Raw genomic sequence first — 21,685 nt, forward strand, 5'->3', positions numbered from 1 at the left:
CTCCCTCGTCGTCAGGAGGCGATCATCACGACGTCGTCGGCGGCTGAACGCGGTGCGGGTGCGGCCACCGGATCGGTCCGGGGGTCGAGATGAATGCCCGCAATCATGCAGCGTATCGATCCTCCGGCCAGTTCGATGGGTGAAACATCCAGCGCCAGCAGATCGCACGACGATTCGACGACCTCAACCTGGTCGGGGGTAAGTGCGGCGGCAGCCGTCGTCGAGAGGGCCAACAGCCGCCGCGACGACGAGCCGCGCAGTTCGATCGCGTTGCCGGCAAACGCCCGGACCTGTGCCTGGGTCAGTGCGACGACGGTCTTCCCCGTCTCGCGCAGCCGTCCGACGACCTCGCTGCGGAGCTTCACGTCGGCGATCGCGTCCAGGCAGACGAGGGCGAAATCGGTGGCCACGCACATCATCACGTTGGTGTGGTAGACCGGCGTGCCTTCCTCGTCGCGGGCGTCGAACATCATCGGCTCGTAGCCGAATGCCGTGCAGAACCGGTGCAGCAGCTTGGGGTCGGCCCGTCGCGACCGCGCCGTGTATGCGATCCGGGACGTGTGGTCGAGCACCATCGCGCCGGTGCCCTCCAGGTGGATCCCGTCGAGCTCGAGTCCGGAGTAGTCGGTGACTTCCTCGACGCGGTAGGCGAATTTGAGGAACTCGATGACGTCGGGGCGGCGCTCGCCCCGACGGTTCTGCGCATACATCGGATACAGCGCGATGCGCCCGTCGTTGTGGGTGGAGAACCAGTTGTTGGGGAACACGCTGTCGGGGTGCTCGGCGGTCTCATCGTCGAAGAGGTGCACCGTGACTCCGGCCTCGGTCAGGCGTCGAGCAGCGGCCGTCGACGCGTGGTACGCCGCGGCGGACACATCGCGGCGCAAGCCCAGGCCGGTGGTCTGAAACGCGTTGTCGATGGCGGTCGCCGGGTTGGGCCGGAAGTGGTGCGGGCGGATCAGCACGGCGGCACTGGGCGCCTGGGTGGGATTGGCGCGGGGTGCCGCGGTGAGATTGGCGTCGGGTGCCGGGGTCGGGCCGGACATGGGATCAGCCGACCCGGCTGGTCGTCGAAGCGCCCGCGGCGACGAGGGCGAACAGGTCCTTAGGGTCGTCGGGGTCGGCGATCAGGTCGACCTCGAGCGCCTGCCCGGGACGCAGGCTGCGGTCGAGGTAGCACAGCGCCGAGAAGTCCTCGATCGCGAATCCGACGGAGTCGAAGACGGTGATCTGCGCGGCGGACGTGCGACCGCCGGCGTCGCCGCGCAGCACCCGCCACAGCTCTGTGACGGGGTGGTCAGGGGGCAGCTGCTGTATCTCGCCTTCGACGCGGGTCTGCTCGGGGAACTCGACGAACACGTCGGCGCGGCGCAAGATCGCGACGTCGAGCTCGGTCTTGCCGGGACAGTCGCCGCCGATGGCGTTGAGGTGCATGCCGGGGCGGACCATGGCGTCGGTGAGGACCGTCGCATTGGTCTTGTCGGCGGTGCAGGTCGTGACGATGTCGGCGCCGGCACACGCGTCGACGGCATTGGCCGCACGGTGCACCGTGAAGCCCAGCGGTGTGATGTTGCGCTCGAAGGTGTCCATCGCCGCGGGGTCGATGTCCCAGATGCGCAGGGTGTGGATGCCCAGGACTGCCCGGAAGGCCAGTGCCTGGAATTCGGCCTGGCTGCCGGTGCCGATGAGCGCCATCGTCGTCGAATCGGGCCGGGCCAGTGCGCGTGCGGCCATCGCCGACGTCGCGGCGGTGCGCAGTGCGGTGAGGATCGTCATCTCACTCCACAGGACGGGGTAGCCGGTGTCGACGTCGGCGAGGACGCCGAACGCGGTGACGGTCTGCAGGCCGCGTGCCGGGTTCCCGGGGTGCCCGTTGACGAACTTGAAGCCGTAGGTGCGGCCGTCGCTGGCGGGCATCAACTCGATGACGCCGGTTGCGGAGTGGCTGGCGATCCGCGCGCACTTGTCGAACTCGGGCCACCGGCGGAAGTCGGCCTCGATGGCGTCGGCGAGGCCGGCGACGATGGGTTCGATGCCGGTCTCGCAGACCCACCTGCGCATGGTGGGGACGTCGACGAAGCGCACCATCGGATCTCCTTGCATCATTGGTCTGTGCACTCCACGCTAGGTTCGAGGCGAGTACACAAACAAGAAGCAACACGTGCACATTTAGGCTTGCAGGTGCGCAATTTGCTTACTACAGGCATACGATCTAGACATGATTCCCGCTCTCGACGACCTCGACCGGCAGCTCATCTCCCTGCTGCGCGCGAATGGTCGGGAGTCGGTGGTGAACCTGGCGAAGCGTCTCGGGGTGACCCGTGCGACCGTCAACGCCCGGCTGGACCGACTGGTCGAGAACGGCGTCATCGTCGGCTTCTCCGTACGCGTGCGCGATCCCGCCGATGCGTCAGTGGTGCGCGCGATCATGCTTATCGCCGTCGAGGGTCGCAGCACCCCCGAGGTCATCCGCAACCTGCGCGGCGTGCCCGAGATCGCGGCGCTGCACACGACCAACGGTGAGTGGGACCTGATCGCCGAGATGAATTGCGAGAGCCTCGCCGCCTTCGACCACGCTCTCGGGGTGATCCGCGGGATCGGCGGTATCCACCACAGCGAGACGTCCATCCTGCTCAGTTCGGCGACGGCGTGACCTCGTGGTCGAGCGGCGACTCTCGACCCCTCTACGCCAGACCAACAATCCCGGACACCCTTGTGCCCAGGTCGGCGATGAGGCGCTTGTCGCCGCCGGCGAGGGGGACGGCAAAGATGCGGCCCGCCAGATCGGAGGCGTAAGCAACACCGGCATCGGCGTCGACGGCCAACCCGACCGCCTCCCCGAACCCGTCGGCCAGAATCTCCGGTGACGCACCGCGCCGTCCCGGCGCAGGCAGGTCCGCGCGGTTGAGGGTGTTGCCGCTCGGTGGTGCGCCGCGATCGGTCCAGTAGAGGACACCATCGACGATTGCGAGGTCGATCGGTTCGGGCAACCCGTTCCACAGCACTTCGATGTCAGTTCGCGACGCGGGGTCGTGCGCGTCGTCGACGAGGATCGGTGCGCGCAGGATCTTGCCCTCGCCGCCCTTCGACGGCCCCTTCTGGGTCCAGTAGAAGTAGTCGCCGTCGACCGCGACGCCGACGCACTGGTTCCCGATGCCCGCAGGGTTCACGACGAGGTCCTGGCGGTCGCGCCCGTCGATGCGGGCACGGCTGACCCGGTGCCCTTCGCGGTCACCCCAATAGAGCCAGCCGTCGGCCAACGCCAGTTGCTTGCCGGTGGTCACCTCGCCCGGCTCGACCAAGTCGCGTCGGTCGTTGCCGTCAACGTTGACGGCATGAACGCCGCCGTTGGCCTGCGAATAGTCCAACGAGGCCTCCCCGCGCAGTGATCGATCGCGGATGGGCCGACCCATCGTCGTCCAATAGACGACGCCGTCGGCGGTCTGCACGCCGTCGGGGCTGGGGCCGGTGTCGTCGTAGAGCGCGGCATACTCGCCCGACTCGACGTCGACGGTGAAGATCGTGTCGACGGCGATCCCCAGGGCAAGAAGCGTCATGAACATGTCAATAGGTCTACCCCGTGCGCGGACGCGACGTGCCCCCGGCGTCGGGGTCAGGCTGGCAGCACCACGACGGGGACCGGAGCGTACCGCACGATCTTCGTCGCGTTGGTGCCCAGGAAAACCCGGGTGAGCACGTCGGTCTTGTGGGAGCCCAGGACGAGCATGTCCCCCTGGTCCCAGGCGATCGAGTCCATCGCCGCGCGCCACCCGTGCCCAAGGCCGACGACCGTCTGCACACCGTCGTCGATCACGCTGGCCGCGCGCAGCTCGCCGAAGTAGGACTCGCTCTGCTCCCGGGCGGCAGCGACGATCTCATCCTCGACGCCGGGCCCGACGACGGTCGGGAACATGGTGTCGAGGCGGACCGCGAAAGTCACCAGCCGCAGACCGACGCCGGCCCCCGCGGCGATGGTCTTCGACGTCGCGATCACGGCCGCATCGCCGTCGAGGCCGGCCACGGCACAGCTGACACCGGTGAATCCTCCGACCGGCCGCGCGTAGCCGCGCGGTGCGATGCCCACCGGCACCGTCGACGAGTGCAGCAGCCAGCTCCCCGTCGAACCGAGTTCGACGCTGCCGCGGCGTGCATCCTCTGACGAACCGACGACGATTCCCGTCGCTCCGGTCTCCAGGGCGACCGACAACAGAGCCGTCCCCGGTGACCGGTGGTCGACCTTGCGGAAGGACGCCTCGGCGCCGCTGCCCATCTCGGCGAGTTCGGCCTTGGCGCGGGCGAGCGCGGCGTCACCCTGCTGCGCGGCCCACGCCGCGAACTCGGCGTCGGCCTGTCGGGCCAACGACGGCGAACTCCAGCGCGGCGGTATGACGGAGACGACGAGGAGGTCCTCGCCGCGCGCGTCGGCGTAGGTGGAGGCCAGTTCGAGCGCGCCCGAGGACCGGCTGCCCGGGCCATAGCCGACGACGACGGTCACTTCTGTGGCTCCTGCGCCGTCGACGGCTCGTCAGTCGCCTGACCCCCGGGTGGATCCCCGGCCAGCGTGCCGGCCCCGGCGACGAGAGCGCCGAGTGAGCGGGGACTCAGGTGTGAGTGGTGACGACTCCACAGGAAGTAGAACGTCAGCACGACCGCCAACCAGCCTAGGAACCACGCGTAGGTCGTCCAGTGCAGTCCGGTCAGGATGTAGATGCACGCGGCAATCGAGAGGATCGGGGTGACCGGATAGCCGGGCACTTTGAAACCGCGCTCGAGGTCTGGCTCGCGTACACGCAGGACGATGACGGCCAGCGCGACGACGATGAACGCGACGAGGGTGCCGATCGACACCAGGTCCCACAGGCTCGACAGCGGGATGAAACCGGCGAGGAGCCCGACGATGGTCGCCACCACGATCGTGTTGAAAACCGGCGTGTGCGTGCGCGGACTGACTTTGGCGAAGCGCTCCGGGAGCAGGCCGTCGCGCCCGATGGCGAACAGGATGCGGGTCTGCCCATAGAGGACGACCAGGGTCACCGAGAAGATGGAGGCGCTGGTCGCGCCGTCGTACCGGTACTTCGAGTTGATCAGCCGCATGAAGGCGACCGTCGAGGCGGGCGTGACGACGGTGCGCGACTTGATGGGTGTGGATGTCGGTGTGCGTGACGCGGTGGCGCACGGTTTGGTCGAGGGTCCGCGCCTGTTGGTGGCGGACAAGATGCTGAGCCAGACCGGCGGGCACGCGGATTTCCATATCCCGGCTGGAATCTCGGCAACCGAGATCATCGGCGGCGTGCTGGTGGATTCGGTGGAACAGGCACGCCTAGAGGCGCGCAAGCTGATCCGCGAGGGCGTCGACGTCATCAAGATCGCTTCGTCGGGTGGCGTGAGTTCCCCCAACGACCAGCCGACCTTCCTGGGCTTCCGCACCGAGATGGTGGCGGCCGTCGTCGAGGAGGGCCAGAACTACGGTGGTCGTCCGGTCGCGGCGCACGCGATCGGCTTGGCCGGTATCCAGGCGGCGGTTCAGGGCGGCGTGCACAGCGTCGAGCACGGTTACGCGTTGACCGATGAGTTGCGCAAGGAGATGGTGCAACGCGGCCAGTTCCTGGTGCCGACGCTGATCGAGACACTGCATCCCGATACCGCGACGCCGCAGGCGGTGGCCAAGAGTGCCAAGTGGCACGCGATGGCCCAGGAGTCGATTCAGGCCTCGGCCGAGGCGGGGATCAAGATCGCCGTCGGTACCGATGCCGGCTTGGTGCCTGCCCACGGTGCGACGCTGGGCGAGCTGGGGTGCTTGGTGAAGTTCGCGAAGATGACGCCGATGCAGGCGATCGTCGCGGGCACCAAGACCTCCGCGGAGCTGTGTGGCGTCGACGACACGCTTGGCACGTTGGAGGCGGGCAAGATCGGCGACGTCGTGGTGGTCAAGGGTGATCCGACCGCCGACATCGATTCGCTGGCAGACAAGGACAACATCCTGCTGGTCCTCAAGGAGGGCAAGTCGATGAGCAACCGCGGGCAGTACGCGGGAGTCTGATCGGCTGATCTGACACAACAGCTACGGGTCCCAACAAGAGCTACGGTCGCAACCGTAGCCTCTGTTGGGACCCGTAGCTGTTGTCGCTGTCCTTAGTCGGCGAGGATGCTGTCGCCGCCCTCTGGGATGAGGATCTGGTGGAGGACTCGGTTGTGGAGGTGGTCGAGTTCTGAGCGCTCGCGGTCGGTCAGTGGGTAAGCGTCGGGGTTGGCATAAACGTCGGCGAACTTGAGGATGCGGCAGTCGTGGGTGCCGTCGCCGTTGTCGGCGTTGAGGATGTAGACCGGCAGCATCTGCAGGTTGGCCAGGTAGGTCCGCTTACCGTCGGAAGTGTCTTCTTGGACGATGTCGAAGCGAGTGGTGTACGCCAGCTTCGAGTTGCGGCTCCCGGGGTGGTAGCAGACGAAGTCGCCGAAGGCGTAGACGATCAGGCCGTCGGGGCGACCGGGGCGGGTGACGCGTTGCATGGGCTGGGCGACGTAGGGGTGGTTGCCCAAGATGGTGTCGATCCCCAGGTCGATAAGTGTGTGGGCGGCCCGTACGACGTTGGGATGGGGGTACATCTGTAGTTCCCAGCCCCAGTGGCAGTAGGCGATGATGTAGTCGGCGCCTTTGGCCTTCGCCGCGGCGATGTGGTGTTGGACCAGGGTGTAGTCGGGGGCGGGGACGGCGTCGTTGAAACGGACTTCGTTGACCAACCAAGGCTGATCGGCCGGCGGTTGATGGCCGTTGAGGTCCATGGTGAAGGTGAGCAGGGCGACTTTGATGCCGTTGTGCTCGACGACGATGACGTCGTCTTGTTCGGCGGCGCTCGACGCGGTGCCGGCGAAGCGGGCACCCGAGCTGCGCAACACGTCGAGGGTGGCTTCGACACCGTCGACGTCCCAATCCAGCGCGTGATTGGTGGCGGTGGAGATGAAGTTGATCTTCCCCTGGTCGCGGAACCGCTGGAACATCTCCGAGCTGGTGTTCATGCGGGCAAGTGATCCGGCGGGTTGGGTTCGTCCGGTCGGCTTGTTCGAGGCAATGGTGGATTCGAGGTTGGCGCTGACGATGTCGGCGGTGCAGTAGAAGTCGGCGATGCCGTCGAAGAGGTGTTCGGTGTTCGCCGGGACCAGTACGTCGACCGCCAACAGGTCACCGCCGCAGGTGAGGCTGACGCGTCGTTTCGCGGTCCCGTCACCCTCCGGGAAGGCTAAGTCCTGGCCGGCGAACAGCTCTTCCAACCCCGAACCAGGCTGGGCGATCTCCAACTGGTTGAACCGGTAGTGATAGAGCCACTTCACCTGTTCGATCGCATCGGTGGCCACGTCGTACATGCCGTGCTCGGGCTGCGGGTAGTGGAAGTCGTCGTACATGATGTGGGCGAAGAGCATGATCGCGAAGTCGACGAGGTGGTCTTCGTTGAGGTCTTTCAAGACGGGTGCGCCCGGCTCTGACGTGAACAGACCCTCCGGCACGAGTCGGGCGATGGCCGCGAAGGCGCCGGGGCGGGGTGGCACTGGAGCCTCCCGGGCGGGCAACGGCAAGCACCCGGTCGTCAGCAGGGGGCCTATTTGTGCGAGGGCCCGTCCGGGCCCGACGTCGGCGATGCGCCCGAAGATCTCCTGGACGCACGCCTTCTCGTCGGGATCGAGGGTCTCGGGCATCGCCAGCTCGCCGGTGGAGACGCGTCGAAAAGTATCGGTGACTTCATGGGTGTGGAAGATCGACTGCTCGGTCATGATCGCGACCAGCTCGGCGATCTCTGACGGTCTGTGCTTGCCGATCATTCCATCCCTCACATCGGCCGCAGTGGGCACATCGCCCGCCGAAAGTGGCTGGTCGGACCGCTATATGGCTGACTCTATTGGCAGCAGACGGGGTCCTCCGGCCAGAGAGGGGAGCATGAATCCCGGAAATTCATCAGTGCCGATGTTGCTGAACTGAGGGTGAAATCCGCCCATCGGACATTGCATCTCACTAACGAACAACATTTGGCGGCCGCCAACAGGTCACTACGTAGATACGGAGTCGTTCGGCTATCGGGTTTGGAGGTAGAGGAGCCCCGCATAGGTCGCTATGACGGGGACCAGGACGACCCATCCCGTGAGCAACATCGTGCGCACATCTCTCGATCGCGCCATGCCCATCGGACCCAGCATGTTCTGGGTCGGGAACGGGCCGTAGCTGTCCGCTTTCGACGAGAAGAACAGGATCGTGGCCCACGTCGAAGCATTCAGCCCGACTCCCGCACCCAGTTGCCCGAACATCTTCTCGACGAGTACCACCTGGACCGCGGCCGCGCCCGGGAGCCCGACCCAGCCGACGAGGGCGACGGTGACGGCGAATCCGAAGGGGGAGCTGTCCTCGATATGGGGGCGCAGGAGGTCGCCGACCGCCTCGAATGGGTGCAGGCTGTCGACGAGGATGATGCCCAGCGCCAGGATCCAGAACAGCAACCAGATCCCGGCGACGCTCGCGATTCCGCGGCTCATCGTCGACAACCATTCGCGCACCGGCAACCGGGCGCTGATCCCGGCGACGATCGCCAGGAGGGGAAGGGCGATCAGCGGGAAGGTGATTCCGATGTTGGCCACCATGGATCCGATCACCAGGATCCCGAGCACTGCGGCGAAGACAGCGGTGGACCTGCGGGCCGACGGGTTGTCAGGTCCGACCGTCTCGGCGGCCTCCTCATCGGTGTAGAAGTCCGCCGACGCGACACCGCGGCGTTGGACGACGGGAACCCAGAACATTCCGACGACGAGCGAGACCACGGCGAGCGGGAGGCTGATCATCAAGTACTGCGGAAAGCCAATGTCGGCCGTCGTCATGACCGCGACGTTGCTGCCCGCAAACGGAGCCACCGCTAGCCCCGCGCAACCGCCGATGAAGAACATCACGGCCGTGGCGATGCGTGTGAACTGCAAACGTGCGGCAACCGGGATCAGCAACGGCGCGGCCACCGCGATCGCGCCGGCCAGCGTTCCCAGCGCGACGACCGCGACCGCGCACACCGCCATGATGCCTAGCGCGGTGGCGCGCATCCCTCGGTCGTGCACCAGGGTCAGGACGCCGGAGACGATCACCTGGGCTATTCCGGTCTTCCGCAGAACCGCACCGAGGCCACCGCCCAGCGCGATGACGAGACCGACGACGGTGAGCGGGTTGGTCACCGACTCGGCCAGCATGTCCATGCTGGTCGACGGAGACGGCAGCGCGAGACAGAGGGCGGTGAGGAAGGCGGCAAGGGTGGCCGGCAGGATCCGCATTCCGGCCAGGGCGAGGACCGCGTACATGCCCAGCGGCAACAGGGCCCACAGCGCGACCGGGTCGTGTCCGCCAGCATCGGCGGCCGCGCGGACGTCGGGGGAGACGATCAGGGCCGTCGCGATACCTGCGATGACGAGGATCGCACGCAGAAAGTGGGCTGCCGTCACTGGAATCGGTGCGTCACAATGCGATCGGGCCAGCTATTGCGCAGCGCCGCGTTGTGGATCTCCGGGCTCGCGACGAACGCCAGGATCGTCCGTAGGCGCATGGCCTGGTCGTTGAGGTCGATACCGGAGATCTCGGTGATGCGCTCTAGCCGGGCGCGAAACGAGTTCAGGTGAATGCCGAGCGGTCTAGCCGCCGCCGCGACATTCGTCTGCTGCTTGAGCGCGGACAGGACGGTCGGCAGAAGGTCGGTTCGGTGGTCAAGGTCGTACTGGTGGAGAATCCAGAGCCGGGCCGTGAGACTGTCCGCATACGGTCGAAGCGCGTCGGTGGCCTGGATGATGGCGAGCGGGTCCTCCACATCAGCGGCCTCGGCGATTCGGACGGGAGCGCTCTCGTTTAGTGGGCGCGGGCCAAGCTTGACGTTGAGCGCGCGCAGGATCAGTCGCGCCGTACTAGCGGATTCATGCAGGCGCAGGACGCCGGGTACAACCGGACCGACGCCGATCGGCAAATCGGTGTCGCGGCGCCACCCGGCCCCGACCAATCGTGTTCGCAACCGTTCGACGACCGACCGCGGCTCATCCCCCGGCGCGACGGGGATCGCCGCGAGTAGGTAGCCCTCGCTCACGACGTCGCGCACGTCCGGGAACTCAGCGGCAAGGGCGTGGCGGAGCCACGCGATGCGATCAGCGCTGACCCCCGCTGCAATCACCACGTGGTCCTGGTCCAGGCGCAGGCCGACGATCGACGCCGGGACCGCCGTGTCCGTGGTGCCGGCGATCAGGGCCAGCAGGGCGCTCTCGCGCCGCCGGCTCGCCAGCGCCTCGTCGCGCGGGACGGCGTCCTCGGCATGGTCGAGTCGCGCCTGCGTTGCGGGCTCGGACACGACTTCGGTCAGCGTGCGGACCAGCGTGTCGGTGGTGGCCCACGACGAACTGCGCAGCAGTACGGGCTGTGTCCGGGTGCTCAGATGACGTGGTGTCGATGACGAGACGATCAGGCCGGTCGCCGTCGCACATGCGTCTGACACCGCGTCGAGCGTCGCTTGATCGTCGACGGGGACGGTCACGAAGACCAGTTTCTCGGTGTAGTCGGTGGCGGTGCCGGGTTGGTAGAACTCCAGGCCTTGGACCGGGCTGTCGAGCAGCGTGACGTCAACTTTGGCGTCCTGTGGCAACAGGATGCCCTCGGCGTCGGTGAGGATCGCTCCAAGACTGCGATACATAGGAGAACAATAACGCGCGAAACTATGCGTGACGCGTGCCTCAGCCGCCCTCGCGGATGTCGATGGCCTGCATCAGGGCCCAGTTCAACTGGGACAGGGCGTGAACGGCGGCGGCCTGCGGCGACTGTGCCGTGATCGTGGCACCTTGGAACTCCGCGGTGACCGTCGTGTCCCAGCGGGCGGCCACTTTCTCGCCGTCGACGAGCGCGCTGCGGGCTGTCGTCAACGATTCGTTGATGATGTCGACGGCGCGATCGAACCGTGGGGCGAGTTCGGCGATCGCCGTCGGATCCTCGTGCGTGGCCACGTTGACAGCGGCTTGCCCGAGGCGGTCGGCGGTGTGGGTGGCGACCATCATCAGATGCTCGAGTTGGGAATTCAACGCGCGATGGGCCACCAGGCTCACGACCATCTTGTCCAGCTCGGTGCGGACATGGGCGCTGGTGGTGTCGACATCGGTTACTGCCGCCAGCACGGGTGCGCCGGAACCGCCCGCGGTCAGCGCCGTGCGGACCGGTTGCAGGTAACGGTCCATCGCGTCGAAGAAGGCGGTGATCTGTGCCAGCAGGGTGGGGTGCGTACTGGTCGAGAAGAGGAGATAGGCGCAGGCGATGCCGACGGCAGCGCCCGCGGCCGTCTCGTCGAGCCGCAACTCCAGGATGTCGGCGTTGAGGTGACCGAGTAGGCCGTACATGGAGGCCAGGGTGATGGTGATGAAGAACATTTTGACGGCGTACTCCAGGGGGCCGAAGTACAGCGCGCAGAACACCGCGGCGACGCAGATCGCGATCAGGACGGCAGTATTGCCGTCGGCCAGCATGGCCAGACCGATCCCGACGGCCACGCCTGCCAGGGTTCCCGCCACGCGGCGCGATGCCCGGGTCAGGATGGCGCCCCGTGTATTGGCGCCGACGAAGACGAGGAACGCCGTCGTCACCGCCCAGTACCAGCGGGAGGCCGAGATCAGTTCGCCGACGCCGGTCGCGATTGCTGTGGCCACCACGACCTGAACGGTCATGCGGCTCGTCGGCGCCCATTGGACCCATGGCTTCCACCGGGATGTGGTGTGCGTGGACGCCGGTGTCGGCGGCGACGGGGGCGGTGGCCCCGGTGTCGGACGGGCGGTCGCCACGGATGCGGTCGCCGACGCGGACGTGGCGGGACCTGCCGCGGGACGGGTCGTCAGCGGCGCGTGGAGGTCGATTGCGCGCAGCTTTGCGTGGGCGATGGTCGCGCGATCGATGCCGATGGCGGCGAGGTCGGTCGGCGAATCGGTGATGGTCGTCGCCAGCCGCTTTTCGGCCTCATCGCCGAGCCGTCGGACCAACGTCGGGTCGGCGCCCGGGGACAGCACCGTGGCGAGCGCGTCCAACGGTTCGGAGAGCGCTGCGGTCGCTGGCGCCGCGGTCTTTGGATCCTGCAGCAGCTTCGAGGTGTCCAGGCAGGCGAGTTCGATCTCCATGCGGGAATCGAGTACCAGGCTGGCGAAATCGACTGTGGTGCAATCGATGTAGTGCTCCGTGGGGACGTCGGCCTGCCAGTCGTTGATCGCGGTGGCGATGGTGTCGACACGTCGGAGGTAGGTGCGCAGCGGTATCGGGTGCGCCATCGCGGATTGTGAGCGTGCGGCGGTCAGTGCGGCGGCGCTGCTGCTGCGCAACTCATCGAGCAGGCGGTGCAGCCGTCGTCGGGGGAAGTGGTTGGACAGCAACAAGAATCGGAGGACCAGTGCGGATCCGGCACTGCTCAGGGCGACCAGGCAGAAGTACGGGAGCTGGGCGAGTGGGGGGTGCTGGAAGAGTGCGAAGAAGTACGAGAGGAAGCAGGCGGTACCCAGTGCCGTGGCGCGGGGACCAAACCGGCGGGCCCAGGTGAGCACTCCGGCCAGGGTGATGAACGTGATGATCTCGGCCCAACGCCATCGGCCCAGCAGTGTGGCGACGCAGAAGGCCGCCATGATCGGCAGCGCCAGCAGGGCGGTGGTGACGAGACGGGCGTGGGCCGTCTTGTCCTTGACCATGAAGCCCATTTGGAGGGAGAGGAAGCCGCCGATCGACACCAGCGCCGGATCGGCGTGCAGGAAGTGCACGATGAGCCACGCCGAGACCGTGCTGATCAGGACCGACAATGCGACGGTCGTGGCGTTGATCAGCCGAACGTGCCCGGGGTCGGTACCCACCACCAGTCGGGCAATCGACCTCGGGTGGGGGATTTGCATGAGACCAGTCTGTCAAACCCGCTACCGGCCGGACGGAACTCGGGAGGGGTCTAGCTTGATTGGGCCGCGAGGAGCGTCGTCGTCAGCGACCTCTTGTCGATCTTGCCGACGGCGGTGACGGGCAGCGATCCGACAATGGCGACCTGATCGGGCATCTTGAAGGTCGCCAGACCACGGTCGGTGAGGAACTGTCGTAGTGCGGCCCGGTCGGGTGCGGCGTCGCGCGGATGGCCGGGCGCGACGACGATGGCGGCGCAGATGCGTTCGCCGAGCGCGTCGTCGGGCAGCCCGACGACGGCCACCTGGCCGACGGCTGGATGGGCGAGCAGATGCTCCTCGACATCGTCGGCGGCGACGTTCTCGCCGGCCCGCACGATGGTGTCCTTGATCCGGCCGGTGACCGCGAGGTAGCCGTCGGGCCGTCGCGTAACCCGGTCGCCCGAGCGGTAGAAACCGTCCGAGGTGAACGAGCGCGCATTGTGTTCCGGCGCGCGGTAATAGCCGCGGATCGTGTACGGGCCGCGCACCAGCAATTCACCCTCGGTCCCGTCGGGGACGTCGTGCCCGTCCTCGTCGACGACGCGGACCTCGTCGAACTCCGACATCGGACGGCCCTGCACGGTGGTGACGAGGGTGCGGTCGTCGTCGAGGCGGGTGTAGCAGATCAGTCCCTCGGCCATGCCGAAGACCTGCTGGACCACGGGCCCCAACGCGGCGTCGAGTGCCTCGGCGTCGGGTTGGGCTAGTTTCGCCCCACCCACCTGCAGGACGCGCAACGACGAGATGTCGGCCGGTTCCCACTCCGTCGCGGCACACCACACCTGGGCCAGCGCGGGGACGAGCGCGGTGACGGTGATCCGGTGGCGCTCGATGAGGTCGAAGGTGTTGTCGGGGCTGGGGTTGTCGGTGAACACGACCCGGCCGCCGGTGGCAAACACACCGAGCAGGCCGGGGCAGCACAGCGGGAAGTTGTGGGCGGCGGGCAGGACCACGAGGTAGGCGTCGTCGGGTCGCAGCTGCAGAATCTGCGCTGAGACGCGTGCGTTGTAGGCGTAGTCGTTGTGGCTGCGCGCGATCAGCTTGGGCAGCCCGGTGGTGCCGCCGGACACGAGGAACAGGGCGGGGGCGTCGGGGTCCGGGCTCGCCGGGGTGAAAGTGCCGTCGGCTTCGGGGAGTCCGGCGTAGGGGCCCGGATCGCCGGCGATGAACACGTGGCGGACGGACGTGACCGCGCGTTGTAGGTCGGCTGCGAGCTCGCGGTAGTCGAAGCCGCCGCTGACGTCGGCGCTGATGTAGGCGACGGCCCCGGCTCCGGCGGCCAGGTGGGCGATCTCGGCAATGCGGTGGGCGGGCAGCGCCATCACGGGGGCCACACCCAGGCGCAGCAGGCTGAGCAGCGTGACGGCGAACTCGGCGGAGTTCGGCAACTGCAAAACGACGCGGTCCCCGGCCCGCAGACCGGCGGCGGCAAAGCCGGCTGCGCGACGATCGGCCGCGGCCATCAGGTCGGCATACGAGAAGACCGTTTCGGGCGATTTAGTGGAATCGATCACTGCGACGGCGGAGGGGTTGCGCAGGGCCGAAGCTGCAACGAGATCGCTCAGCGGACGGTCGTCGAAGAGGCCCTCGGACTGGTAGCGCTGCGCCGTCTGTGCTGGTAGCGGCAGGAATCCGTCGGTCAGCCCAAGTGTCGCGCCGCCATCGCGGGGATCGTTGTCCGGGGAGCTCATGGCTGCCATTGAAGCACAATTCTTAGGCAAGCCTAAGCGGCCGACCGCCCCCTTGATGCCAGCAAAGTTTGAATTTGGAACCTCTCTGGCTACCCTTACTGAACTGTACTGAGGCTTACCTTATCTGTGCCTACTTTCGGAGTTTGCCATGTCTGTCGTCATCGAGACCTCCGCCCGAGCCAACCACGGTCGACATACCGATCGGGCCGCTCAGATCGTCGCCGCCTGGGCCGCCGCAGAGGACTTTGGGAACGACTACGTCGTCTACGAGGGGCCCGGCGGCTGGCACTTCGCCGCGACGCCGCGGGCCACGGTGGAGCTCCGCAAGGGCTCCATCACGACGGTCCTGCGCTCCGGTGAGTCGACGACCGCAACATGGACCGACGACGCGTCCGGAGCGATCGCTGACGCATTGGACGCGCTGCCGTTCGACGAGTGGCAGGTGTTCGGCTGGGTGGGGTTCGACTACTGCGCGGCTCACCACGACCTGCTCGACCGCGTCGCCGACGATGCAGTCCTGGCCGTGCTGATGGTGCCGCAGACCCACGTCGTGCTCGATCCCCGCGGATTGGCTTCCGACGGCGGGTTCCGCGCTGGTGCTGTCCGGGTCGTCGCCGTCCCGGATTCGATGGAGGCGGCAGAGCTGATCGCACGTCTGGCCGAGCTCGCCGACGGTGCCGTCGAACCGGCCGTCGCCCGGCCGGTGGATGTCTCCGAGGACGTCGACGATTACCGCGGTCGCGTTGCGACGGCGATCGACGAAATCAGCCGCGGTGAGTACCAGAAGGTGATTATGTCGCGCCGCGTCGACGTGCCGTTCACCGTCGACATGCCCGCGACCTATGCCCGCGGCCGTGCGAACAACAACCCCGCGCGGTCGTTCCTGGTCTCCATGGACGGGATGTCGGCTGCCGGTTTCAGCCCGGAACTCGTCGTCGCCACGAGCGCCGACGGCGAGGTCGTGACCGAACCGCTGGCGGGCACCCGCGCTCTCGGCGTCTCCGACGAGCACGACCGCGCCGCTGCGGCCGAACTCCGCTCCGACGCCAAGGAGATCGCCGAGCACGCCATGTCGGTGGCCGCCTGCTTCGACGAAGTCGCCCAGGTCTCCCTCCCGGGCACCACGGCGGTCAACGAGTTCATGGCGATCCGAGAGCGCGGCAGTGTGCAGCACCTCGCGTCAACGGTGCGCGGCGAGCTCGCCCCCGACGCCGGTCCCTGGCGCGCGCTGGCCGTCATCTTCCCGTCGATCACCGCCTCGGGCATCCCGAAACAACCGGCGCTCGACGCGATCTACCGGCTCGAACCCGACGAGCGCGGCTTGTACTCGGGCGCAGTGTTGACCGCGTCGTCGGATGGCGCCATGGAGGCGACGCTCACGCTGCGCACTGTGTTCACCACGCAGGGGCACTCCTGGCTGCGGGCCGGAGCCGGCATCGTCGAGCAGTCGACGCCCGACCGCGAGTTCACCGAGACCGTCGAAAAGCTCAGCAGCGTGGCACCCTTCGTCGTGCCCGCGCCGGAGGAGCGTCAGTGAGCGCGATCGACGAACTCCGCAGCGAGGTCGCCAGCGCGCTGCAGGTCGCACCAGACGAGGTCGGTGACACCGCCGACCTGATCGAGCTGGGCCTCGACTCGATCCGGATCATGAAGATCGCCGGCGGGTGGCGCAAGCGCGGTGCGAAAGTGAACTTCGCGCAGATGGCACAACAGCCGCGGCTCACCGACTGGGCTGCCCTCGTTGGCGGTGATTCGGGCTCGGTCGATTCTGATCTGGGCTCGGTCGATGCTGATTTGGGCTCGGTCGGAGACGATTTGGGCTCGGTCGGCGAGGGTTTGGGCTCGGTCGGCGACGAGGCATTCGCCCTCGCTCCGATGCAGCACGCCTACTGGGTGGGCCGGACCGGTGCGGCCGACCTCGGCGGCGTGGCCGCACACCTCTACGCCGAGTTTGACGCCTCGCCGTCCACCCCGATCGACCCCGAACGACTACGCACGGCGGTGGCTGCACTGATCGACCGCCATCCGATGCTGCGGGCCCAGTTCCTGCCCGACGGCACGCAGCGCGTCATCGCCCGCCCCGACGGCGACCCGCTGACCGTGCGCGATCTGAGCTCCGCCGACGACGAGCAGGTCCGCATCACGCTCGACGAGATCCGCGACGCCACGAGCCACCAGCTGCTCGACGTCGCGACGGGCCGTGTCCTCGACGTCGCACTGACGCTGCTGCCCGGCGGGCGTCACCGCCTGCACGTCGACATCGACATGCTTGCCGCCGACGCGATGAGCTACCGCCGACTGCTCGCCGATCTGGTCGCCCTCTACGACGGCGAGCCGCTCCCCGCGATCGGCGTGACCTACCGCGACTACCTCGAGCACCGCGCCGCCCACCCCGATCCGGCTCGCGACGCCGACCGGCAGTGGTGGCTCGACCGTCTCGACGACCTTCCCGCCGGGCCCGCGCTGCCCACCTCGTCGGGGGTCGTCGACCATCGCGTGCAGCGCAAGCACCACTGGCTCGACGCCGCGGCCAAGGAGCAGCTGCTGGCCGCCGCGCACGCCCGCGGCATCACCCCCGCCGCAGCGCTGGCCGCGGTCTTCGCCGCGACGATCGGCGCATGGTCGGCAGACCCGCGCTTCCTGCTCAACGTGCCGCTGTTCCACCGCGAACCCATCCATCCCGACGTCGAGCTGGTCTCCGGCGACTTCAGCTCGTCGATCCTGCTCGACGTCGATGTCAGCGCGGCGGCGTCGGTCGCCGAACTCGCGCAGCAGGTGCAGGACCGGCTCCACACCAACGGATCGCACAGTTCCTACGGGGCGCTGGAGGTCTTGCGCGACCTCGGGCGGGCGCGCGGGGAGACCGTGCTGGCCCCCGTCGTCTACACCAGTGCGCTGGGGCTGGGGGAGCTGTTCGCCCCGGCCGTTATCGACCGTCTCGGCGAGCCCGGCCACATCGTGTCGCAGGGACCGCAGGTGGTCCTCGACGCCCAGGTCACCGAAGTATCGGGCGGGCTCCTGCTGAACTGGGACGTGCGGGAATCGGCATTCCCGTCCGGGGTCGTCGACGCCATGTTCGCCGCCTACACCGACGCCATCGGCCGTCTCGCCGTCGGTGACGTGGGGTGGCAGGGGCTGGCCGCCCCGCAACTGCCGGCCGCCCAGCGTGCCGTCCGCCAGCAGGTCAACGCCACCGCGCACCCGACCAGCGGGCGACTGCTGCACCAAGAGTTCTTCGCCATCGCGGCCAGCGATCCAACGCGCACCGCCCTGCTCTCGACTACCTCGGCCTTGACGTACGGAGAACTCGCCGACGAGGCGCTGGCCGTCGCGGGTGCGCTCGCCGCGGCCGGGGTGCGCGCCGGCGACGCCGTGGGCGTGCAGTTGCCCAAGGGCCCCGACCAGGTCGTCGCGACGCTCGGCGTCTACGCCGCCGGTGCGGTGTGGATTCCCATCGGCTACGACCAGCCCTCGATGCGTCGCACCGCGATCGTCGAGACCGGCGGCATCGGTGTCTTGCTCACCACCGATCCCGCGCCGGCCGCCGACGATCTGCCTGACGGCGTGACCGTGCTTTCCCTTGACCACGCCCGCCAGCAGGAGCGGCTTGCCGCGTTGGCCGCGCGGGACCCCGAAGACGTCGCCTACGTCCTGTTCACCTCCGGTTCGACGGGCGCGCCCAAGGGCGTCGAAGTCCCACACCGGGCGGCGATGAACACCATCGACGACGTGAACCGCCGCTTCGACGTCGGGCCGGACGACCGGTCGCTGATGGTCGCGGCGCTGGAGTTCGACATCTCCGTCTACGACATCTTCGGCCTCTACAGCGCCGGTGGTGCCGCGATCGCGGTCACCCCCGATGAGGCCAAGGATCCCGCCGCCTGGTTGCGACTCCTGCGCGAGCACCGCGCCTCCGTGCTGACCTGTGTGCCCAGCGCGCTGGACATGCTGCTGACCGAGGCGGAGTCCGCCGGTGCCGCCGCACTCGGCGACTCGCTGCGCGCGGCCCTGCTCGGCGGTGACTGGGTCGGCGTCGACCTGCCGCGCCGGTTGCACGCGTTGAGCCCGCAGACCCGGTTCGCCGGACTGGGCGGGGCCACCGAGATCGCCATCCACGGCACCGTCTGCGAAACCGTCGACCCGCCGCAGGAGTGGGCCGCCGTTCCGTTCGGTACGCCGCTGGACAACGTCGAGTGCCGCGTCGTCAACGCCCTCGGCGACGACTGCCCGGACTGGGTGACCGGGGAGCTGTGGGTCGGCGGCGCGGGCGTCGCCCGCGGGTACCGCAACGATCCCGACCGCACCGCGGCTCGCTTCGTCACCCGCGACGGTCTGCGCTGGTACCGCACCGGCGACCTCGCGCGCTACTGGCCCGACGGCACGATCGAATTCCTCGGCCGCGCCGACCATCAGGTCCAGGTCCGCGGGCACCGTGTCGAACTCGGTGAGGTCGAGGGCGCACTGCGCGCCGTCGACGGTGTGCACCAGGCCGTCGTCGTCCCACTCGGCGACGGTCAGTCGGTGCGCGGCCTGGCCGCCGTCGTCACGCTCAGCACCCCAAGACACACCTCGGAGTCGTTGGCAGCCGCCGTCGGCGCGCTCGTCCCGTCGTACATGGTCCCGGCACGCATCGAGATCGTCGACGCCATGCCGCTCACCGGCAACGGCAAACTCGACCGCGCCGCCGTCGGGGCCGTCCTGTCACAGGGTGCGGCGAGCAGCGGGCACATCGCACCGAGCACCGCATTGCAGCGGGCGCTGTGCGACATCGTGGCCACCGTGCTGGCGCGGGAGGTCGCTGAGATCTCGGTGGCCGACGACTTCTTCGCGATCGGCGGCGACTCGGTTCTCGCGACCACCGTCGTCGCTCGCATCCGGGAATGGCTCGACGCCCCGCAAGCCGGTATCGCCGATGTCTTCGCCGCGCGGACCGTCGCCGACCTCGCCGTGCGTCTCGACGCGGCCGACGCCCGCCCGGGCCGGCTCGAACAGGTCGCGGCGGTCTACCTGGAAGTCGCCGCACTCGACGACGACGAACTCGACGAAGCCGCGGCCCACGGTGCTGGAATCGACTCCGGGGTGAGCGCACGATGACTGAACCCACCACCCCGACCTTGCTCGTACTCGGCGCCGGACCCAAGGCACTGGCCGTCGCGGCCAAGGCCAAAGTCATGGCCGACCTCGGCCTGCCCGCCCCGCGCGTGGTGGCCGTCGATACGCACGCCGTCGCAGCGAACTGGCAGCCGATCGGCGGCTGGACCGACGGGCGCCACCGACTAGGGACCAGCCCGGAGAAGGACGTCGGGTTCCCCTATCGCGGCGCGGTCCACCGCGGCACCGAGACCGACGTCAACCGCGGCATGCTCGCCTACAGCTGGATGTCCTTCCTCGTCGAGCACCAGACCTACACCGAGTGGGTCGACCGCGGCCGTCCCCACCCGCAGCACAACGTGTGGGCCCGCTACCTCACGTGGGTGGCCGACCGCGTCGAGCTGGACCTGCGCGTCGGGCGCGTCACCGAGATCGCTGCCGACGAGGACACCTGGTCGCTGCGCCTGGCCGACGGCACCGAGGTCGTCGGCGACCAGCTGATGATCACCGGTCCCGGCTCGAGTGCCAGCTCGTTCCTCGACGACGACCGCGTGCTCTCGGTTTCACGGTTCTGGGACCTGGTGCCCACGCGTGACCTGCCCGCATCGTCTCGCGCCGCGGTCGTCGGCGGCGGCGAGACCGCCGGATCGGTCCTCGACGAACTGGTCCGCCACGACATCATGACCATCTCGGCGATCGCCCCCGGGGCCACGATCTACACCCGCGGCGAGAGCTACTTCGAGAACGCGCTGTTCAGTGATCCGACCGGCTGGCCGTCGATGGCCGCCGCCGAGCGTCGCGACCTGATCCGCCGTACCGACCGCGGCGTGTTCTCGGTGCGTGTGCAGGAGAGTCTGCTTTCCGACCACCGCGTCCACCACCTGCAGGGCCGTGTCACGGCCGCGCGCCGCGTCGAGGATCTCGTCGAACTCACCCTGACCAACGATGGGCGTGGCGCCTCGACGCAGGCCTTCGACCTCGTCGTCGATGCCACCGGTGGGCAACCGCTGTGGTTCACCGACCTGATGACGCCCGACACCCTCGATTTGATCGAGCTGGCACTGGGTCCCGCGGCGTCGGCGTCCGGGCCGACGATGACCGCGCTGGAGGAGTCGATCGACTCCCGTCTCGCGGTGGGATCGCTGACACCGACGCTGTTCCTGCCGAACCTCGCCGGCTTCGCGCAGGGCCCGGGGTTCCCGAATCTCAGTTGCCTCGGCGAACTGTCGAACCGCGTGGTGCGCGGCTCGTTGGAAGAAGCCGGTGCCCTCGGGCGCCCACGAGCAGGAGTGGTGCGCCGATGACCCACGAGATCAAACGGGAGATCGTCGACGTCGATGAGGCCGTCGCGCAGGCCGGGCCGCCGATCGTGCCGCTGATGACCGGCCGCTTCTCCCTGCGGACTGTCGACCCCGACGGCGGTGATCCGGCGATGCTCGCCGCGTGGTTCGCCCGACCCCACCTGGTGGAGGCTTGGGACCAGGCGTGGTCGGCGCCGCAGTGGGCCGCCGATTCCCGGTACCGGCTGGGCGGCGACTATTCGCGGCCGATCATCGTCTCCTACGACGGTGCCGAGGTCGCCTACCTCGAGCTGTACCGAGTCGCGCGCGACGAGATCGCCCGCCTGTACCGCGTCGACCCGTTCGATTCCGGGCTGCACATCGCCACCGCCGACGAGACGCTGCTGGGCCGCGGGGTGATGTCGGGCTTCATGGGTGAACTGGCCGAGGCGGTCTTCGACGCCGATCCCCGCTGCCACCGATTCGCCAGCGAGCCCGAGTACTCGAACATGCGGATGCGCCGCGCTCTGGAGCGGCAGGGGTTCACCGACCTGGGGGAGTTCGACATCCGCCCCGACCGCCGCATTGCGCTCTACATCCGCGGGCGTACCCCCGCCGACGTGCCGACCCCGTACGCGCCGGACACCGTCGCGTCGCGAACCTGACCCTGCTCAACAA

Annotated in this window: 14 protein-coding genes and 2 pseudogenes; 6 read left to right on the forward strand and 10 right to left on the reverse strand. The window is 68.3% G+C overall.

Features of this window, described 5'->3' with window-relative positions; genetic code table 11:
• Window positions 1-11: 11 nt before the first annotated feature.
• Complete coding sequence (gene ctlX / locus B4L26_RS01480; RefSeq protein WP_290714974.1) at window positions 12-1,046, reverse strand: citrulline utilization hydrolase CtlX; 1,035 nt, start codon at window positions 1,044-1,046, stop codon at window positions 12-14.
• Between the two features lie 4 nt (window positions 1,047-1,050).
• Window positions 1,051-2,088, reverse strand: coding sequence for an ornithine cyclodeaminase (locus tag B4L26_RS01485; RefSeq protein ID WP_290714975.1), 1,038 nt, complete (start codon window positions 2,086-2,088; stop codon window positions 1,051-1,053).
• A gap of 130 nt (window positions 2,089-2,218) precedes the next feature.
• Here B4L26_RS01485 and B4L26_RS01490 point away from each other — a divergent pair, with 130 nt between their 5' ends.
• Window positions 2,219-2,653, forward strand: a complete 435-nt coding sequence (locus B4L26_RS01490; protein ID WP_290714977.1) for an Lrp/AsnC family transcriptional regulator — start codon at window positions 2,219-2,221, stop codon at window positions 2,651-2,653.
• 31 nt (window positions 2,654-2,684) lie between these two features.
• On the opposite strand, the gene B4L26_RS01495 is transcribed toward B4L26_RS01490, so the two are convergent.
• The 3 genes and pseudogenes from B4L26_RS01495 to B4L26_RS01505 all read right to left on the reverse strand — a co-directional run.
• On the reverse strand, window positions 2,685-3,557 hold the full coding sequence (locus tag B4L26_RS01495) for a hypothetical protein (protein ID WP_290714979.1): 873 nt from the start codon (window positions 3,555-3,557) through the stop codon (window positions 2,685-2,687).
• 56 nt (window positions 3,558-3,613) lie between these two features.
• Window positions 3,614-4,495 (reverse strand): universal stress protein, encoded by an 882-nt coding sequence (locus tag B4L26_RS01500; protein WP_290714981.1) that lies wholly within the window; start codon window positions 4,493-4,495, stop codon window positions 3,614-3,616.
• Window positions 4,492-5,046, reverse strand: a pseudogene (locus tag B4L26_RS01505) (amino acid permease); the annotation flags it as partial. The pseudogene B4L26_RS01505 and the gene B4L26_RS01500, both read right to left, overlap by 4 nt.
• Here B4L26_RS01505 and B4L26_RS01510 point away from each other — a divergent pair.
• A pseudogene (locus B4L26_RS01510) lies at window positions 5,042-6,040 on the forward strand (metal-dependent hydrolase family protein); the annotation flags it as partial. The pseudogenes B4L26_RS01505 and B4L26_RS01510 overlap by 5 nt on opposite strands.
• 92 nt (window positions 6,041-6,132) lie before the next feature.
• Here the strand turns inward: B4L26_RS01510 and B4L26_RS01515 are convergent.
• The 5 genes from B4L26_RS01515 to B4L26_RS01535 form a co-directional block, all read right to left on the reverse strand.
• Entirely contained in the window at window positions 6,133-7,812 is a 1,680-nt protein-coding gene (locus tag B4L26_RS01515; RefSeq protein ID WP_290714983.1) for a CapA family protein, read from the reverse strand.
• A 249-nt stretch (window positions 7,813-8,061) separates the two neighbouring features.
• Window positions 8,062-9,462 carry a Na+/H+ antiporter NhaC family protein gene (locus B4L26_RS01520; RefSeq protein WP_290714986.1) on the reverse strand — a complete coding sequence of 467 codons (1,401 nt, stop codon included), beginning with the start codon at window positions 9,460-9,462 and terminating at the stop codon, window positions 8,062-8,064.
• Entirely contained in the window at window positions 9,459-10,688 is a 1,230-nt protein-coding gene (locus B4L26_RS01525; protein WP_290714988.1) for a PucR family transcriptional regulator, read from the reverse strand. The genes B4L26_RS01520 and B4L26_RS01525 overlap by 4 nt, the downstream gene beginning before the upstream one ends.
• 40 nt (window positions 10,689-10,728) lie before the next feature.
• Entirely contained in the window at window positions 10,729-12,906 is a 2,178-nt protein-coding gene (locus B4L26_RS01530) for an FUSC family protein (RefSeq protein ID WP_290714990.1), read from the reverse strand.
• A 50-nt stretch (window positions 12,907-12,956) separates the two neighbouring features.
• Complete coding sequence (locus tag B4L26_RS01535; protein ID WP_290714991.1) at window positions 12,957-14,636, reverse strand: (2,3-dihydroxybenzoyl)adenylate synthase; 1,680 nt, start codon at window positions 14,634-14,636, stop codon at window positions 12,957-12,959.
• A gap of 148 nt (window positions 14,637-14,784) precedes the next feature.
• On the opposite strand from B4L26_RS01535, the gene B4L26_RS01540 reads away from it, so the two are divergent.
• The 4 genes from B4L26_RS01540 to B4L26_RS01555 are packed head-to-tail and all read left to right on the forward strand — an operon-like array spanning window position 14,785 to window position 21,672.
• Window positions 14,785-16,173 (forward strand): salicylate synthase, encoded by a 1,389-nt coding sequence (locus tag B4L26_RS01540; protein WP_290714993.1) that lies wholly within the window; start codon window positions 14,785-14,787, stop codon window positions 16,171-16,173.
• A complete protein-coding gene (locus tag B4L26_RS01545; protein ID WP_290714996.1) occupies window positions 16,170-19,730 on the forward strand; it encodes an amino acid adenylation domain-containing protein in 3,561 nt (1,186 codons plus the stop codon). The genes B4L26_RS01540 and B4L26_RS01545 overlap by 4 nt, the downstream gene beginning before the upstream one ends.
• Entirely contained in the window at window positions 19,727-21,031 is a 1,305-nt protein-coding gene (locus tag B4L26_RS01550) for a SidA/IucD/PvdA family monooxygenase (RefSeq protein ID WP_290714999.1), read from the forward strand. Before B4L26_RS01545 ends, B4L26_RS01550 begins: the two co-directional genes overlap by 4 nt.
• Window positions 21,028-21,672: a GNAT family N-acetyltransferase gene (locus B4L26_RS01555; protein WP_290715001.1), complete on the forward strand. Its 645-nt coding sequence runs from the start codon at window positions 21,028-21,030 to the stop codon at window positions 21,670-21,672. The genes B4L26_RS01550 and B4L26_RS01555 overlap by 4 nt, the downstream gene beginning before the upstream one ends.
• The last annotated feature ends 13 nt before the right edge of the window (window positions 21,673-21,685 follow it).

The organism is Gordonia sp. UBA7599 (assembly GCA_002477755.1).
Taxonomy (GTDB): domain Bacteria; phylum Actinomycetota; class Actinomycetes; order Mycobacteriales; family Mycobacteriaceae; genus Gordonia.

Coding starts and splice junctions, on each gene's coding strand:
- ctlX (WP_290714974.1), bottom strand. CDS start 1,046: ATGTCCGGCCCGACCCCGGCACCCGACGCCAATCTCACCGCGGCACCC.
- B4L26_RS01485 (WP_290714975.1), bottom strand. CDS start 2,088: ATGGTGCGCTTCGTCGACGTCCCCACCATGCGCAGGTGGGTCTGCGAG.
- B4L26_RS01490 (WP_290714977.1), top strand. CDS start 2,219: ATGATTCCCGCTCTCGACGACCTCGACCGGCAGCTCATCTCCCTGCTG.
- B4L26_RS01495 (WP_290714979.1), bottom strand. CDS start 3,557: ATGACGCTTCTTGCCCTGGGGATCGCCGTCGACACGATCTTCACCGTC.
- B4L26_RS01515 (WP_290714983.1), bottom strand. CDS start 7,812: ATGATCGGCAAGCACAGACCGTCAGAGATCGCCGAGCTGGTCGCGATC.
- B4L26_RS01525 (WP_290714988.1), bottom strand. CDS start 10,688: ATGTATCGCAGTCTTGGAGCGATCCTCACCGACGCCGAGGGCATCCTG.
- B4L26_RS01530 (WP_290714990.1), bottom strand. CDS start 12,906: ATGCAAATCCCCCACCCGAGGTCGATTGCCCGACTGGTGGTGGGTACC.
- B4L26_RS01535 (WP_290714991.1), bottom strand. CDS start 14,636: ATGAGCTCCCCGGACAACGATCCCCGCGATGGCGGCGCGACACTTGGG.
- B4L26_RS01540 (WP_290714993.1), top strand. CDS start 14,785: ATGTCTGTCGTCATCGAGACCTCCGCCCGAGCCAACCACGGTCGACAT.
- B4L26_RS01550 (WP_290714999.1), top strand. CDS start 19,727: ATGACTGAACCCACCACCCCGACCTTGCTCGTACTCGGCGCCGGACCC.
- B4L26_RS01555 (WP_290715001.1), top strand. CDS start 21,028: ATGACCCACGAGATCAAACGGGAGATCGTCGACGTCGATGAGGCCGTC.